Here is a 16,666-nt window from a genome sequence, read left to right as displayed (position 1 = left end):
TCCTTTTTTATTTATAGCTAGTTAATAATTTTAAACTATGTGCATTTATATATAATTTAGAAAATGTAACTTTGTAAAAATAAAATTCAAATTGTGAGTTTCGGAGAAATTATTGTCATTATTTTTGTAGCCGTATTGTTATTCGGTCCAGATAAAATTCCAGAAATTGCCCGTGGCTTAGGCCAAGGTGTTAGAGCCATGAAAGATGCTACTGATAATATAAAAAGAGAAGTGATGTCTCAAATTGAAGAGAGCGGTGCTGTTAAAGAAATTGAGGATGAAATACAAGAGGCGAAAAATACAATGGAAGAAACTATACAGGATTCCAAAAATACCGTTGATGACATGCTGGATGATTCTTTTGACGGCCCGGTAAAAAGATAACTATGAATACATTTGTACGTTGGGATACTGAGCTATTCCTATTCTTAAATAATCTGGGAAGTTCCAACTTTGATCAATTCTGGTTATTTATGACCAATGAATACTATTGGATACCAGTCTATCTAATGATTTTTATTATAGTAATAGAAAAATTTGGATGGAAAAAGGCACTCTTAATTGGCTTAAGTATTGGCTTAATGATTTTAATTACAGATAATTTTGCTTCATTAATTAAACATTGGATAAAACGTCCAAGACCATGTAAAAATCAGGAAATTGATGGACTTTTCCGATTAGTTATTGATAGATGCAGAGGTAATTATTGTTTTTTTTCTGCCCATGCAGCAAATTCATTTGGTTTAGCAGTTTATCTTTCATCTTTATTTAAGAAGCAACACAAATATTCTACTTATTTATTTTTCTCGTGGGCTGCATTAGTTTCATACAGCAGAATTTATGTGGGAGTGCACTTCCCATTGGATATTATAACAGGTATATTGGTAGGAATCCTTATCGGATGGTTATTTAGTAAATCACAAAAATTTATTATAAAACCTTAACCAATTATTTTGTTTATTGATCCTGCGGTTTATGCTTATGCTTAAAGAGTACAGCAAACAATACGGCTACAATTAGAGAATAAGAGGCAAACGTAATCCATATATTTTTCCATTCTTTTATTTCAACGGGATTTTTCAAAATACCATTTTCTCCGAATTCATTTCCTGATAAGAGATTTTTAATAGCTGGATTGTTCAAATCTGTATGTAAGTATGAAAGCAAATCATTTACCTGTGTAAATTCTAAAGTAAAAAACTTTTGAATTATAAATCCACTAATCAAACTTCCGAATATCGCACCAAATCCATTAGTCATCATCATAAATAAACCTTGAGCACTAGATCTTATCTTAGCATTAGTCGTTGATTCAACAAAAAGTGAACCTGAAACATTAAAGAAATCAAATGCCATACCATAGACTATACACGACAATAGTAGCATCCACAGTCCCTGAGTAGGATCACCAAATGCAAATAATCCAAAACGAAAAACCCAGGCCACCATACTAATAAGCATAACATTTTTAATCCCGAATTTTTTAAGAAAAAAAGGAATGGCTAGTATGAACATGGTTTCTGAAATCTGAGATATTGACATAATAAGTGTAGAATATCTTACTATCAAAGAGTTTTGGTATTCTCCTATTAATCCAAAATCAGACAAAAATGTATCTCCATATGCATTGGTTAGCTGCAATGCTGCGCCTAAAAACATACTAAACAGGAAAAACAACATCATCTTATAGTTTTTAAACAATGAAAAAGCATCTAGTCCCAGAATCTGAACCAGTGATTTATTTTGAGATGTATTATTTTGTGGGGGACATTTTGGTAATGATAAAGAATAAATACCTAATAATATGGCAACTGTTCCTGCTATTATAAATTGATTTCCTGATGCTTTATTCCCTGATAGGTTAGTAACCCACATAGCTACAATGAATCCTATAGTACCCCATACCCGTATAGGGGGATAATCCTTTACAATATCCAGGTTATTTTTTTCCAGAGCATTATAAGATATAGAATAAGTTAATGCTATGGTTGGCATGTAAAATATCATTGCTACTAAAATTGCCCAGAAAAATGTAGATGAGGTCTCTATAAATGGAATTGCCAGAAATGTAATTCCTCCAAGTGTATGAAGGATTGCATATAATCTTTCAGCGTTAATCCAGCGGTCTGCAACAATACCACATAAAGTAGGCATAAAAATAGAGGCTATACCCATGGTTGAAAATATGGCTCCGAATTCAATATTTCCCCAGTGTTTGGTCTCAAACCAATAATTTCCAATGGTAATCATCCATGCTCCCCAAATAAAAAACTGAAGGAAAACCAAAATAATCAAACGAAGTTTTATACTCATTTTAGCTGTTTTTAATTATATGCAAATAATCTTATTTCTAATTTTGCTAATATATAAATATTTTACAGGTAAAGATTACAAATATTTATGATTTATTCAAGGTTTCATTAAGATTGTCTTACCCATTTGATCAATTCTTTAAAACTGATTTTCTTACCGTACATTAATATTCCTATTCTATAAATTTTTGCTGCAGAATATATCATTGCAAAAACAGAAATTATCATAATTATAATTGAAAGAATAAGTTGCCATGCCGGAATTCCATAAAAAGCACGGGTTACCATGACCATCGGAGATGTAAAAGGAATCATACTTAACCAGAAAGCTACAGGACCTTCGGGATTATTTATAATAGTAATACACCCGTAAGCTCCTAGCATTAGTGGAACTACAATTATCGGCATAAATTGTTGTGTTTCCGTGTCATTGTCTACGGCAGCACCTATTGCTGCAAAAAAAGAGCTATAAAACAGATATCCTGCTAAAAAGAAAAATAAAAAAACAAAAATTATTAATGGATAGTTTAAACCTAAAAGACCATCTATTGTATTTTTTACCTGAACCTGAGCATCATAATTAATTAATTCGTTTATTCCGTTTTGATGAGGATTCATCATTAATTCTTTTCCTAAAAATATCTGTCCGGCAAAAAGTAAAACCATGGTCATCATAATCCAAATACTAAACTGGGTAAGTGCTACCAGTGTAGTTCCTAGTATTTTACCCATCATAAGTTCAAAAGGCTTTACTGATGAAATAATTATTTCTACCACCCGGTTATTTTTTTCTTCCATCACGCTTCTCATAACTCGAGTACCATATATGATTATAAACATTAATATAACATACATCAGTGAAAGAGCCAATATGTCTTTAACTGATGAATTTATATCTGACTTACCATCCTTTAAATTCATTATTTTTAAGGAAATGTTTGAAGATAATTTCTGAATATCTTCTTTTTTAAGTCCTAATTGAATTCTTCTTTTATTTTCAATAACTTTATTGATATTAGACTCAATGGAAAATAATAATGATTTATTAAGATTTTTATTGGTGTAAAACTGAATATGAGTTTCCAGATTATTGAAAAGAGAATCATGTACATCCGGAATATAAAGGAGCGCATCAATAGATTTACCTTTTATTAAAGAATCTTTTAATGCTTTTAAATCCTTTTGTTCATAAAAATTATATGTATGTTTTTCGTCACTTTTAAATTCTGGATAGAATTGATTTGTCACGTCTATAATTGCTACTTTGGAATTAGTTTCATTAATTTTAACCATATAAGCAACTATTATTCCAGCCAATAAAATTAAAATAGGAGCTAAAATAGTTATTATTATAAAGGATTTTTTTCTGGCTTGAGTCAAAAACTCCCTATTCATTACCAAAAGTATATTTTTCATATATATTTGTTAGTTTTAACTGCATCTATAAATACTTGATTCATACTCGGTATTTCTTCATAATATGAAATAATATCTCCTATCTCTGATAATTCATTGATCAAAGTTTTTGAGTCTTCACGGTCTGAGATTTTAACTGTAAAAGAATACGTATCTTCATCCTGAGATATATTTTCTAAGCTTCTTAGAAGCCTGAAATTATTAATTTTATCAGAAACAATATTTGCAAGAGATACTTTGAATTTTCCTTCTTTAAATTTATGCCTTATGTCTTTAACAGAACCATCTAAAATTTTTTCAGAATTGTTCAATAAAGCAACATTATCGCATAATTCTTCTACCGATTCCATTCTGTGAGAAGAAAATAAAATGGTAGTACCTTTTTCTTTAAGTTCTAAAATTTCATCCCTTATCAAATTAGCATTAACAGGATCAAAACCACTAAAAGGCTCATCAAAAATCAATAATTCAGGCTCATGCAAAACCGTAACTACAAATTGTATTTTTTGAGCCATTCCTTTGGATAACTCACTCAATTTTTTATCCCACCACTTTTCAATATGTAATTTATCAAACCAATATTCTAATTTCATTTTAGCAGTCTTCTTGCTCATTCCCTTTAATTGAGCCAGATATATTGCCTGCTCCCCAATTTTCATATTTTTGTATAACCCACGTTCTTCCGGCATATAACCTATCTGTGAGATATGTTTTTCTTGCAACGGTTCTCCATTAAATAATATTTCTCCGCTATCCGGTTTCGTAATCTGATTTATAATTCTTATAAAAGTAGTCTTTCCTGCACCATTGGGACCTAATATTCCATAAATACAACCTTTAGGTATATTTATACTGAAATTGTTTAAGGCTATTTTATCTTCATAAGCACGTGTAATATTTTTAGCCTGAATAAAGTAATCCATTAATTTTTTATATAATTAGTCTTTCAAAATTACTAAAAAGTTCCCTACATTATGAAAAATTACCGTTATTAGTAATTTTATATATTTGCCTAACTAATATTGGTAAAATGTATATCTGTAAATTACTGCTTTTTAAGTTATTGTTTTTTGTAATTTTAATGAGTAATTTTTCTTTTCTTGAAGCTCAAATCAACGTATATAAGCTTTTGGAAAAAACCCGTGATCAACACAAACTAAATTCTACGGATTATTTGAGTTCCTATCAATATTTTGCCTATGATAAGTTTTATATTGATGAATTTAATTATAATTTTTCTTCACATATAGATTCAATTTCTTTACCCGATCCTAAATTTGATGAATTATATATTCTAGGTGAAAGAATTTCAGAACATAAATTTGATAAAAAATACGGAAAGAAAAGTAATATAATTGCTAATAAATTATCTGGATTTAAAGAGCCATTTTATGATATACCAGAACAAATAATTAATCAAGAAAATTATCCAGATGTATTGACAAAAAATTTTTATTTATATAATTTTTATCTCACTGATAGTTTGTTGTTAAACAACAGAGATACCTACGTGATTTCTTTTAATTCTAAAAAAAAGCTTCTAATTAATGGAAGCAGAGGTAAATTATTTATTGATAAATCTAGTTATGCTCTTGTTCATTATTCAGGAATTGAATATTCAGATGAGTTTACAAGATATTTTGATTATACATGGGAAAATTATCAAAGCGTCTGGTATCTGAAAAATAAAATTAATAAATTTAAGCTGTATTCTTTTGATCTGTCTAAATTTATGAAAGGTATAAATCAAAAAATAATCATTACTCCCTGGATAGTTGTTGAATCAACTGTACATGATTTTACTGATAAAAATAAATTTACAAAAAAAGATTTTAGCGGGTATTCATATGAACTTGACAAGAATTTTGATCAAGATACAGAAAGTAAAATTTCAATTTATAGAAAAGATTCTCTTACTAAAAGAGAAAGTAATACCTATAGCTCAACACATTCACTTTTTGATATTTTTCCAATTGAAAAAAATATGAAAATGATGAACACTTTGAAAAAAGGAGAATTTTCCTTGGGTAAAATTAATTTGGATATTGAAAATGCCTTATCCTATAATGATTTTGAAGGTTTCAGGTTTCAATTAGGTGGAAGAACCAATTATAATTTTAATAAAAATTACAGTTTATACGGTTATACAGCTTTGGGAACTAAAAATAATAATCTTAAAGGAGGTGCTGGAATTACTTTCTTTATTAACAAGCAATATGATGGAAAATTAAAATTTAAATTAGCATCAGATGTAAATCCCTTTTCCAAAAATATTTTAAGATATCCACGGTCGATGAATCAGATTAAAGATCAATTAAACTTTTTACAAAATCCAGTATTTTATGATTATAGAAAAGCAGAAATTTCTTATGAACAAGACATACTAAAACACTTTACCACTTCCATAAATATTAATTATCAATTACAAAAAAGCGAATTTAATTATAATTATAAAACATATAAAAGTACCCATTGGTTTAACCAATTATCTACTTCATTAAATATTAAATATGCACCTTTTGCTACTTATATGCAAACACCTGAAGGAAAAAAAGTACTAGATGATAAGCCTATATATTTTTACCTGACTTATTCTAAAACCTGGAAAATCATAAATTCTGATTTTGATTATCATAAATTAGATTTTTCAACTGATATATCTTTTAAAAATAAATGGGGATTAAGTAATATATTTATTAATGGTGGAATAATCAAAGGTGAAACAACACTTTGGAACTCTTACGGAAGTTTTGGAAATGCAAAATCGGGTAAAAATATATTTGATAGATTTTCAGCGAAAGGAGTACGTTCTCTTGAAACTTTACCTGCCGATAATTTTTTTGCAACTCAGTATTTTACAGTTTTTTTAACGCATACTTTTCCTGATATAAAACTTTGGGAAACAAAAAAAATATCTATTGCTATTGTTTATAATGCGCTTTTGGGAAGATTAGAACATAAAGATATTCATGCATTTACATATTTACGTGTTCCTGATAATTATTATCACGAATCAGGAATTGAAGTAAATCGATTAATTTCTAATTTTGGATTAGGATTTTATTACAGACTAGGTGCTTATAGTGAAAAAGAGTTTAGTAATAACTTATACATGAAATTAACTTTTAACTTATTTAAATAAATACTCCTTTAATATAATAATTAGATAGAAAACATTATTTTTGCATTATTATAAATAATCATGAAAAAAATTTTCTTTTTAACATTATTCTTTGCCTGTGTTTATTTTTGTAATGCTCAGGAAACTATAATTAAAATTGATTCTGCTACAGGAGGAAGACTTTCTATAAGTGGGGAACAAGATATTTTAAAAATGATTGATGACGGCCAAATCTGTAAAAATTTAGCCTCAATGGCTCATTCTTCAGATTCCGATTCTTCCAATAACTCTAATGCAGGAACAGGAACCGGTAAAAAAACTCCTACCAGACCGACTACTCCTAAAAGTGTTTGTGGAAAGAGAAACGATATACCGGGATTTATGATAAAAGTAGGAGAAGCTAAGACCGAACAGGATTTTAATGATTTAATGTCTAAGTTTAGAAATGAATTTCCTGAATTGCGCGTTGAAAAAAGTTATCTTCGTCCAGACTGGAGACTCTTAGCAGGTGATTATTTTAAAAAGGAATCTGGTCAGGCTGATTTGAAAAGAATCAGGAAAAGTTTTCCTACAGCTATGTTAATTAATTGGCGAATTTACTGTAACCGGGCAAAATAAATAAAAAAAGAGATTGAAAATCAATCTCTTTTTTTATTTTAATTCACTTCTTTCCCTTCATTATCATAATATTCAAATAAGAAATCATTATATGGGAATCGCTTAGTATGAATTTCTTTAACCTTTTCATAAATAAGCTTTTTCATATCTTCATAATTCTCTTTAGTTAAAGCTGAAATGAAAACTGTAGGATATTGTGATTTAGCCATCCATGTTTTTTTCCAGTCTTGTAAAGAATAATTTCTTCTGGTTACAGGAGTTAAATCATCTTCATCTTTCTTTTCATAAGTGAAATTATCTATTTTATTAAATAACATAATGGTTGGTTTATCCGCACATTCAATTTCCGCTAAAATTATATTAACTGAATTGATATGATCTTCAAAACTACCGTGGGATATGTCCACTACATGAACAAGTAAATCCGCTTCTCTGACTTCATCCAGAGTTGATTTAAAAGACTCAACTAACTGAGTCGGCAATTTTCTAATAAATCCTACGGTGTCTGTCAACAAAAATGGCAGATTGCCAATTACTACCTTTCTCACGGTTGTATCCAAAGTCGCAAAAAGTTTATTTTCCGCAAAAACTTCTGACTTACTCAGTACATTCATAATTGTTGATTTACCAACATTGGTATATCCAACTAATGCTACTCGTACCAGCTTTCCTCTGTTATTTCTCTGTGTAGCCATTTGCTTATCAATAGCCTTAAGCTTTTCCTTGAGTAAAGATATCCTATCTCTGATAATTCTACGGTCTGTCTCTATTTCCGTTTCTCCTGGACCTCTCATTCCAATACCTCCTTTCTGTCTTTCCAAGTGTGTCCACATTCTGGTCAAACGAGGAAGTAAATATTCGTATTGGGCCAGCTCAACCTGAGTTCTGGCGTAAGACGTCTGAGCTCTCTGAGCAAAAATATCCAAAATTAGATTAGTTCTATCAATAATTTTTTTATCTAATTCTTTTTCCAGATTTTTTAATTGTGAAGGTGATAATTCATCATCAAAAATAATTGTATCTATTTCGTTTTCAGAAACAAATTGCTGTATTTCTTCAAGCTTTCCTGTTCCAACGAATGTACGCGGATTGGGTTTATCTAATTTTTGTGTAAATCTTTTAAAAACTTCAGCCCCTGCTGTATTCGCTAAAAATTCAAGTTCATCCATATATTCTGAAAGTTTTTCTTCGTCCTGACTAGGAGTTATTAAACCAACAAGAATAGCTTTTTCATAAACGTTTTCTTTTTTTTCTAACATAAATGTTTTTCTACTTTTTTTATTTTTTTAATGCAGTCAATTTATTAAAATTTATTCTATCTTAAATAAATCATTAATTAAACGTGTGAAAGTTTTATTTTACATTTTATAAGGTTTGATTAAACAATTTCAAAAACTATGCAATAAAAATATTAGCTAAAATATATATAAATATTACAAAGCCTTTGGATAACAACAACAATCTGTTGTATGATCCATAACTATTCCAACTGCCTGCATATGTGCATATATAATGGTACTTCCGACAAATTTAAATCCACGTTTTTTTAAATCTTTAGATATTTTATCCGATAATTCAGTGGATGCTGGCACATCGCAACTATTTTTCCAATGGTTAATAATTGGTTTGTGACCTACAAAACCCCAAATATAATTGCAAAATGTTCCAAATTCTTCTTGTACTTTTAAATATTTCTGAGCATTGATAACAGTAGAATTTATTTTTAGCCGATTACGTATGATTCCCTCATCTTGCATAAGTAAATCAAGCTTTTCCTGTGTATATTCAGCAATTAGATTAAAGTTAAATCCATCAAAAGCTTTACGAAAGTTTTCTCTTTTTTTCAATATGGTTATCCAGCTTAAACCAGCCTGGAATCCTTCAAGTATAAGAAATTCAAACATTAATTTATCATCATGAACCGGAACCCCCCATTCATAATCATGGTAATTTTTATAGATTTCATCTGAACCTACCCAAGCACATCTTTGTTTCATCTTTATTAGTTATTTTTTGCCTGGTTACAATTTACAAAATTGTATTTATTTATTTACTTTTGTTTCTGACTCCTGTTCTTTTTCTGTTAATATTTCTTCAATTGTTTTTTTAGGTTTATTCTTATCATAAATTAATACGTCTGGAAAAATATCCTGCCATTTATGTAACTGTTCTTCTTCCCTCCAGTCAAATTCCTCTAAATACCTTTGCCGTTTAGGTACTTTACTTTCCGGATAAATTTTTGATTCGGCATTAATCTGACAAGAAACGATATCCATTTTTCTATTTATAAATTCACCTTGCAATATTCCACATATGGAGCGTGAAATTCCTGTCCTTACCTTTTCATGGGTTTTTGAGTTTTCCTCCTCAACGTAGGTTATTGATTCAGCATTTCCTTGCAAATCAACAAAATGCAATTCTTCATTTTCAAAGTAGGCATGTAACATCCTTCCTTTTGCCTGATTAAATTCAAACTTAGGCGAAAGTGAGTCTACTTTGCTAATTACAAATGCATGATTTCTACCATAAATAGAATCAATTGCCTGGGTTTTAATATTCATATATGCGGATAAGGTATCTGCTACTAATTGTCGACCACCTGAAGACCAAAAAATAGGTTTTTTATAAAAATCTATCCTACCTATAGACTCATGATACACTAATGAATCACTTTTACCTGAAAGGTTAGATTTAAAGATTCGTCCATTATGATATCCTCTGATTATGGATTTTTTATTGATATCCTGTGTAGCTATTAAAGTATCTGAATGCAAATAAAGGGAATCATTGGTAAATGCTTTGACCATGTAAGGTCTGCCGGTAATTATAGCTGAATCTTTAAACTGGTATACTTCTCCGTAATTTCCTATTATAAAACGTTTTTCTTTAGGTTCTTCAATTTTAACATTTTTAATTCCTTTACCAAATCCCGTTATCTCATTAAAATATAACTCATCACCAGTTAAAACTTTACCCTGATAATTAACTCTCCCGTCTTTCTTTAAAAATGATTCCTTTGTTTTGGTATTATACGTTCCATTGCTACCTGTCACGTAAACGGAAAAATCTTTTTTATTATTAATACGAGTAAATTGATCAAAGACAGCAAGCCCCGTATTAGAATCATATTTAATTGATGAACCTTCAATTCTGTAATCAGGAGATTCCAGTATGGAGCTTTCACCTAATTCTATCCTATTTTGTTTAACGTAGTATATTCCCACTTTAGTTCTGGTAACATCTTTTCCTTTATAAATAGTTCCCCAGTTATCAAAATAAGCAATATCTGCGTTTGCATCATAAAACATTTTATCCGTTTCAACCGTTTGATCAGGAGTTACTAATTTGACATTATCGTAAGCTGTTACCAATCGAGTCGTAGCATCATAAGTTAATCTCTCACATACTAATGAAGATCCCTTATCAACAAAATGTATATTTCCTCTTGCCTCTATTGTCTCTTTATCCTGAAAATAAATAACAGAATCTGCTTTTAATTTTGAAGTTTCATGCTCTGCAACAACATTTCCGGAATATATCATATTTCCGTTAAAAACCTTTTCATTAACTTCTTCCAAATCAGCATTAACCAAACGAATTTTTTCAGCTTTAGAATTTTTTTTACTAACTGGTAATTTTACCTGAGAAATTAGCAAAGAGCTATGTATAAATAAAAAAAAGAGAAATATAACTCTCATTAATTTAAGCTTTCTTTTTTGCATAAAAATACAACGAGTGACTTTCTATATCAATTCCAAATATTTCTTCTAAAGAATCTTTAATCGTTTGTATTCTAGGATCACAAAACTCTATAACTTCACCGGAATCTAACATCAGAATATGATCATGTTGTTTGGCAAAATAAGATTTCTCATACAAAGCTTGCAATCCATCACCAAACTGATGTTTTTTAACAAGCTTGGCATCAAGAAGAATTTCTATAGTATTATAAATTGTAGCTCTACTTACACGATAATTTTTTTCTTTCATTCTCATATACAACCAATCTATATTAAAATGCTCATCTGTTGAATATATTTCTTCAACTATTGCAAATCTTTCAGGAGTTTTTCTATGACCTTTGTCTTCCAAATATTTACGAAAAACTTCTTTGACTGTCTGTATATTTTTATTGATAGTTTCTGTATTCATAACTAAACTGGTTATTACTGCAAATATAGCAATAAATAAAATATGAATATTTGTATACAATACCATTTAATAAATACTTTTATAGATTATTATTATAGTTAATTAAAAAAAATAGTAATAAATTAAAAAAAAAACTTAAAAAATCATTTTTAGTATAATTTTTGATTAAACCTATGAGCATAATTATTAATCTAGAGTAAGTTGTCCTATAAATGCTCTTAAATAATGCATTCCGAGATGAAAAAGTTTATTAAATTTTTCTTTGTTATATTCTTGTTTTTCGTTAGTTGCCAAACTAATCAACCACAAGATAAAAACTCAGAAAACAGTGGAAAAAAACTGGAGAAAACCACCTTAGGTGGTGGATGTTTCTGGTGTTTAAGTCCGTGCTTTGAAATGTTAAAAGGGGTTTATAAAGTAACATCCGGATATTCTGGAGGAAACAATGAATATCCTACTTATCAAGAGGTATCCAGTGGAACAACCGGCCACGCTGAAGTAGTACAAATTGAATATGATCCAGAAGAAATTTCTTTTTTAGAAATATTGGACGTTTTTTGGTTTTTACATGACCCTACTCAATTAAATAAACAGTTTGAAGATGTAGGAACTCAATACAGATCCGTTATATTTTTCAGATCTGAAGAACAAAAAATACTAGCACAAGAATCACTTAAAAAATCAGAAAAAACGGATTTGTGGTCTGGTAAATATGTAACTCAAATAAGCCCTTTTGCTAATTTTTATCCGGCTGAAGATTATCACCAGCAATACTTTAAACAAAATCAATTTTTACCCTACTGCAAATCGGTAATATCTCCAAAAATTCAAAAATTTAAATCTAAATTTTACTATAAACTTAAGCCTGAATTTCAAGATAAATAATTTAAAATTAATTTATAGTTTGAATTAATATATTTTGTATTGAAGTACTATCAGAGAGTATCATAAAATGCCCTTGATTAGTAATCATATGGTCAACTTTAATATATCTTGCAGGGAAAATTTTATCTTTAGAACCATGTATATGAACTAAATTATCAGGAATTTTTTTATTGTCCCATCCAATAACCTGATCAATTGCCCAACGGGTAAATTTTATATCTGTATCATTTAATATCTGAGACATTATAATTTTATCTTTCTTCTCAGTTATTCCAAAAAAGTAAAACAATAAAGAATGAGCTTTAAGAAAATACATATCAGGTATTAAATTTTGTATTTTTAATTTACCAAACCACCTGTAGTAAAAAGGTAATTCATTTTTAGTTTTTATGGTTGATAGTAAAATAATCTTTAAAGGTTTTTTATGTTTGGCTACTTCAATTGCCATTATACCTCCAAAAGAAACACCTATAAATATACATGAATTATCTGTTATTTGTGATTGTATAATTCGTAAAGCATAATCACTTATTTTTTCTTTGTATAATGGATGAATCCAATTTATATGGATAATTTTATCACTTAAAACAGATAAATCTAATTGAGAAAATACTCGATAATCTGCACCTAAACCACTAAATAAATATATTGTCATATTAAAAAATTAATTTTGAATTAAAAACCAGAGATACACATATGTCAGTGTTGGTGAGCAATAAAAATTTAATAAAATAAAATATAACACATTATGGGATTTAATCTATTTTTATTATTTATTTGATAATTAATAACCTGCTCCATTATATTTTTTTTATAAACAAATATAATAAATCCTATTTTGATGTGAATATAAAAACAGTAATATTGAGTTTTAAAGAGAGAATATAAAAAAAATTGAATTAATCAAAAACAATCAGAGCGATAGAGCTAGGTATAGAATTGGTTATAGATATAACTATAATGGTTTTTATTGAGTAGTAGAAATAGAATTAAAAAAGATAAATTAAATAAAAAAACCCTTAATCATTTCTGATTAAGGGTTTTCATGTTTAAAAATCCGGCGGCGTCCTACTCTCCCGCAAGTAGCAGTACCATCGGCGCAGTCAGGCTTAACTTCTGTGTTCGGAATGGGAACAGGTGGGCCCTGACGCTATAACCGCCTAAAATATCTTAATGGGATTTTATATAAATAAATTGAACCTTCCAGCTTCCTGAAAAACGGCTTGTTTTTCTGTATGTTTGTTTTAATACTATTGGACGAAACCTACGGGTAATTAGTACTGCTCGGCTGGGACATCGCTGCCCTTACACCTACAGCCTATCAACGTGGTGATCTCCCACGACCCTTAAAAGAACTCTCATCTTGCGGCGAGTTTCGCACTTATATGCTTTCAGTGCTTATCTCATCCAAACTTAGCTACTCAGCGGTGCACCTGGCGGCACAACTGATACACCAGAGGTTTGTTCAACTCGGTCCTCTCGTACTAGAGTCAACTCCGCTCAAAATTCTAACGCCCGCAATAGATAGAGACCGAACTGTCTCACGACGTTCTGAACCCAGCTCGCGTGCCACTTTAATGGGCGAACAGCCCAACCCTTGGGACCTTCTCCAGCCCCAGGATGTGACGAGCCGACATCGAGGTGCCGAACCTCCCCGTCGATGTGAGCTCTTGGGGGAGACTAGCCTGTTATCCCCGGAGTACCTTTTATCCTATGAGCGATGGCCCTTCCATGCGGAACCACCGGATCACTATGTCCTGCTTTCGCACCTGTTCGGCTTGTTGGCCTCACAGTCAAGCACCCTTATGCCATTACACTCTACGCACGGTTGCCAAGCGTGCTGAGGGTACCTTTGAAAGCCTCCGTTACTCTTTTGGAGGCGACCACCCCAGTCAAACTACCCGCCACGCAATGTCCTTCTTTTGCAGAAGTTAGGCTCCAGATAAATAAAGGGTGGTATTTCAACGTCAACTCCACGACTCCTAGCGAAGCCGCTTCATAGTTTCCCACCTATCCTACACATCATTTACCCGAAGTCAATACGAAGCTATAGTAAAGGTTCACAGGGTCTTTTCGTCCCATTGCGGGTAATCGGCATCTTCACCGATACTACAATTTCACCGAGCTCATGGTTGAGACAGTGCCCAGATCGTTACACCATTCGTGCAGGTCGGAACTTACCCGACAAGGAATTTCGCTACCTTAGGACCGTTATAGTTACGGCCGCCGTTTACTGGGGCTTCAGTCAAATGCTTTGGATTGCTCCGAACATCCTTCCTTAACCTTCCAGCACCGGGCAGGTGTCAGACCCTATACGTCATCTTTCGATTTTGCAGAGTCCTGTGTTTTTGATAAACAGTCGCCTGGGCCTTTTCACTGCGGCTCCCGTTTTACGGGGAGCGACCTTTCTCCCGAAGTTACAGGTCTATTTTGCCTAGTTCCTTAACCATGATTCACTCGAGCGCCTTAGGATACTCTCCTCATCCACCTGTGTCGGTTTTGGTACGGGCCACTGTAAACTAGCCTTAGAAGTTTTTCTTGAGAGCTCTTACCTACACTATCCATTCGGCCGAAGCTTCCTGGTACTATCACATTCGGCATCCTTGACGCATTTAACTATCAAAGATATACCTACACGCTTTAACGTACTATTCCGTCAGTACGCGGTAGTTTCATTACTCTGTCCCTCCTTCGAATTTACAGCGGGTATCGGAATATTAACCGATTGGCCATCGACATCTCCTTTCGGATTAGCCTTAGGACCCGACTAACCCTCAGCTGATTAGCATAGCTGAGGAAACCTTGGATTTACGGCGTGGGGGTTTCTCACCCCCATTATCGTTACTTATGCCTACATTTTCTTTTCTGTCTGCTCCAGCATGAGTCACCTCACACCTTCGACGCCAACAGAATGCTCCCCTACCGAAATATATTATTTCGCAGAGCTTCGGTAGTATACTTATGCCCGAGTATTATCCATGCCGGACCGCTCGACTAGTGAGCTGTTACGCACTCTTTAAATGAGTGGCTGCTTCCAAGCCAACATCCTAGCTGTCTGGGCAGTCCGACCTCGTTTTTTCAACTCAGTATACATTTCGGGACCTTAGCTGCTGCTCTGGGTTGTTTCCCTCTCGGACATGGACCTTAGCACCCATGCCCTCACTGCTAAGAAACATATAATAGCATTCGGAGTTTGTCAGGATTTGGTAGGCGGTGAAACCCCCGCATCCAATCAGTAGCTCTACCTCTATTATACTTGTCTTAACGCTGCACCTAAATGCATTTCGGGGAGTACGAGCTATCTCCCAGTTTGATTAGCCTTTCACCCCTAACCACAGGTCATCCGAAGACTTTTCAACGTCAACCGGTTCGGTCCTCCACTTTGTGTTACCAAAGCTTCAACCTGCCCATGGATAGATCACAAGGTTTCGCGTCTAATCCCACTAACTATAACGCCCTATTCAGACTCGCTTTCGCTGCGGCTCCGTAGCTGAACTACTTAACCTCGCTAGTGAAATTAACTCGTAGGCTCATTATGCAAAAGGCACGCCGTCACATCTTACGATGCTCCGACCGCTTGTAAGCGTACGGTTTCAGGATCTATTTCATCTTTCTTATCGAAATGCTTTTCACCTTTCCCTCACGGTACTAGTTCGCTATCGGTCTTTGAGGAGTATTTAGCCTTGGAGGATGGTCCCCCCATATTCAGACAGGATTTCACGTGTCCCGCCCTACTCATTGTCATTTATTTATGAATTTCACTTACAGGACTTTCACCTTCTCTGGTTACTTTTTCCAAAGTATTCTGTTACGCATAGATAAACTTTTGGGCTATTCCGATTTCGCTCGCCACTACTCTCGGAATCTCGGTTGATTTCTTTTCCTCTTCCTACTTAGATGTTTCAGTTCAGAAGGTTCGCCTCCCTTGCGGGATACTGTACTTAGGTACAGTGGGTTGCCCCATTCAGACATCTGCGGATCACTTCGTGTGTGCCAATCCCCGCAGCTTTTCGCAGCTTACCACGTCTTTCTTCGCCTCTCAAAGCCTAGGCATCCGCCGTACGCTCTTAACGATTTCTTTCCTTAGCCGCCTTTCAGGACGGCTGCTCGGTTTAATTTCTTTATATAAAATCCCAGTAATGTCAATGATCTGTATAACAAC

The 16,666-nt window shown here is 32.4% G+C and carries 13 protein-coding genes and 2 rRNA genes; 5 read left to right on the top strand and 10 right to left on the bottom strand.

Annotation, left to right across the window (positions count from 1 at the left end):
- The first annotated feature begins 93 nt into the window (after window positions 1-93).
- A complete protein-coding gene (locus tag EOV51_RS08735; RefSeq protein ID WP_228427606.1) occupies window positions 94-384 on the top strand; it encodes a Sec-independent protein translocase subunit TatA/TatB in 291 nt (96 codons plus the stop codon).
- A gap of 2 nt (window positions 385-386) precedes the next feature.
- Window positions 387-944: a phosphatase PAP2 family protein gene (locus EOV51_RS08730; protein ID WP_128151897.1), complete on the top strand. Its 558-nt coding sequence runs from the start codon at window positions 387-389 to the stop codon at window positions 942-944.
- A 13-nt stretch (window positions 945-957) separates the two neighbouring features.
- On the opposite strand, the gene EOV51_RS08725 is transcribed toward EOV51_RS08730, so the two are convergent.
- From EOV51_RS08725 to EOV51_RS08715, 3 genes are all read right to left on the bottom strand, one after another.
- Window positions 958-2,313, bottom strand: coding sequence for a nucleoside permease (locus EOV51_RS08725; protein ID WP_128151895.1), 1,356 nt, complete (start codon window positions 2,311-2,313; stop codon window positions 958-960).
- Between the two features lie 107 nt (window positions 2,314-2,420).
- Window positions 2,421-3,728 (bottom strand): ABC transporter permease, encoded by a 1,308-nt coding sequence (locus EOV51_RS08720; protein ID WP_128151893.1) that lies wholly within the window; start codon window positions 3,726-3,728, stop codon window positions 2,421-2,423.
- Window positions 3,725-4,651 (bottom strand): ABC transporter ATP-binding protein, encoded by a 927-nt coding sequence (locus EOV51_RS08715; RefSeq protein ID WP_128151891.1) that lies wholly within the window; start codon window positions 4,649-4,651, stop codon window positions 3,725-3,727. The genes EOV51_RS08720 and EOV51_RS08715 overlap by 4 nt, the downstream gene beginning before the upstream one ends.
- 158 nt (window positions 4,652-4,809) lie before the next feature.
- On the opposite strand from EOV51_RS08715, the gene EOV51_RS08710 reads away from it, so the two are divergent.
- Window positions 4,810-6,870: a hypothetical protein gene (locus EOV51_RS08710; protein WP_128151889.1), complete on the top strand. Its 2,061-nt coding sequence runs from the start codon at window positions 4,810-4,812 to the stop codon at window positions 6,868-6,870.
- 60 nt (window positions 6,871-6,930) lie between these two features.
- The gene (locus tag EOV51_RS08705; protein WP_128151887.1) at window positions 6,931-7,467 is read left to right on the top strand and encodes a hypothetical protein; all 537 of its coding nucleotides are present in this window, start codon (window positions 6,931-6,933) and stop codon (window positions 7,465-7,467) included.
- Window positions 7,468-7,505: 38 nt separating this feature from the next.
- Here EOV51_RS08705 and hflX read toward each other — a convergent pair whose 3' ends face one another.
- From hflX to EOV51_RS08685, 4 genes are all read right to left on the bottom strand, one after another.
- A complete protein-coding gene (hflX, locus tag EOV51_RS08700) occupies window positions 7,506-8,726 on the bottom strand; it encodes a GTPase HflX (RefSeq protein ID WP_128151885.1) in 1,221 nt (406 codons plus the stop codon).
- Window positions 8,727-8,900: 174 nt separating this feature from the next.
- Window positions 8,901-9,464, bottom strand: a complete 564-nt coding sequence (locus EOV51_RS08695) for a DNA-3-methyladenine glycosylase I (RefSeq protein WP_128151883.1) — start codon at window positions 9,462-9,464, stop codon at window positions 8,901-8,903.
- Between the two features lie 45 nt (window positions 9,465-9,509).
- On the bottom strand, window positions 9,510-11,165 hold the full coding sequence (locus EOV51_RS08690; RefSeq protein ID WP_164875270.1) for an LptA/OstA family protein: 1,656 nt from the start codon (window positions 11,163-11,165) through the stop codon (window positions 9,510-9,512).
- Window positions 11,166-11,169: 4 nt separating this feature from the next.
- Window positions 11,170-11,619, bottom strand: coding sequence for a Fur family transcriptional regulator (locus EOV51_RS08685; RefSeq protein WP_128153328.1), 450 nt, complete (start codon window positions 11,617-11,619; stop codon window positions 11,170-11,172).
- 237 nt (window positions 11,620-11,856) lie between these two features.
- On the opposite strand from EOV51_RS08685, the gene msrA reads away from it, so the two are divergent.
- On the top strand, window positions 11,857-12,504 hold the full coding sequence (msrA, locus tag EOV51_RS08680) for a peptide-methionine (S)-S-oxide reductase MsrA (protein ID WP_128151879.1): 648 nt from the start codon (window positions 11,857-11,859) through the stop codon (window positions 12,502-12,504).
- Window positions 12,505-12,511: 7 nt separating this feature from the next.
- Here msrA and EOV51_RS08675 read toward each other — a convergent pair whose 3' ends face one another.
- The 3 genes from EOV51_RS08675 to EOV51_RS08665 all read right to left on the bottom strand — a co-directional run bounded on the left by EOV51_RS08675 (window position 12,512) and on the right by EOV51_RS08665 (window position 16,585).
- The gene (locus tag EOV51_RS08675; protein ID WP_128151876.1) at window positions 12,512-13,159 is read right to left on the bottom strand and encodes an alpha/beta hydrolase; all 648 of its coding nucleotides are present in this window, start codon (window positions 13,157-13,159) and stop codon (window positions 12,512-12,514) included.
- A gap of 400 nt (window positions 13,160-13,559) precedes the next feature.
- Window positions 13,560-13,668 (bottom strand): 5S ribosomal RNA (rrf, locus tag EOV51_RS08670).
- Window positions 13,669-13,758: 90 nt separating this feature from the next.
- Window positions 13,759-16,585 (bottom strand): 23S ribosomal RNA (locus EOV51_RS08665).
- Window positions 16,586-16,666 lie beyond the last annotated feature (81 nt).

This window comes from Apibacter raozihei (genome assembly GCF_004014855.1).
In the GTDB taxonomy this organism is placed as follows: Bacteria; Bacteroidota; Bacteroidia; order Flavobacteriales; family Weeksellaceae; genus Apibacter; species Apibacter raozihei.
Note: the sequence above shows the minus strand (reverse complement) of the source record. Positions and strands in the feature narration are given on the sequence as shown.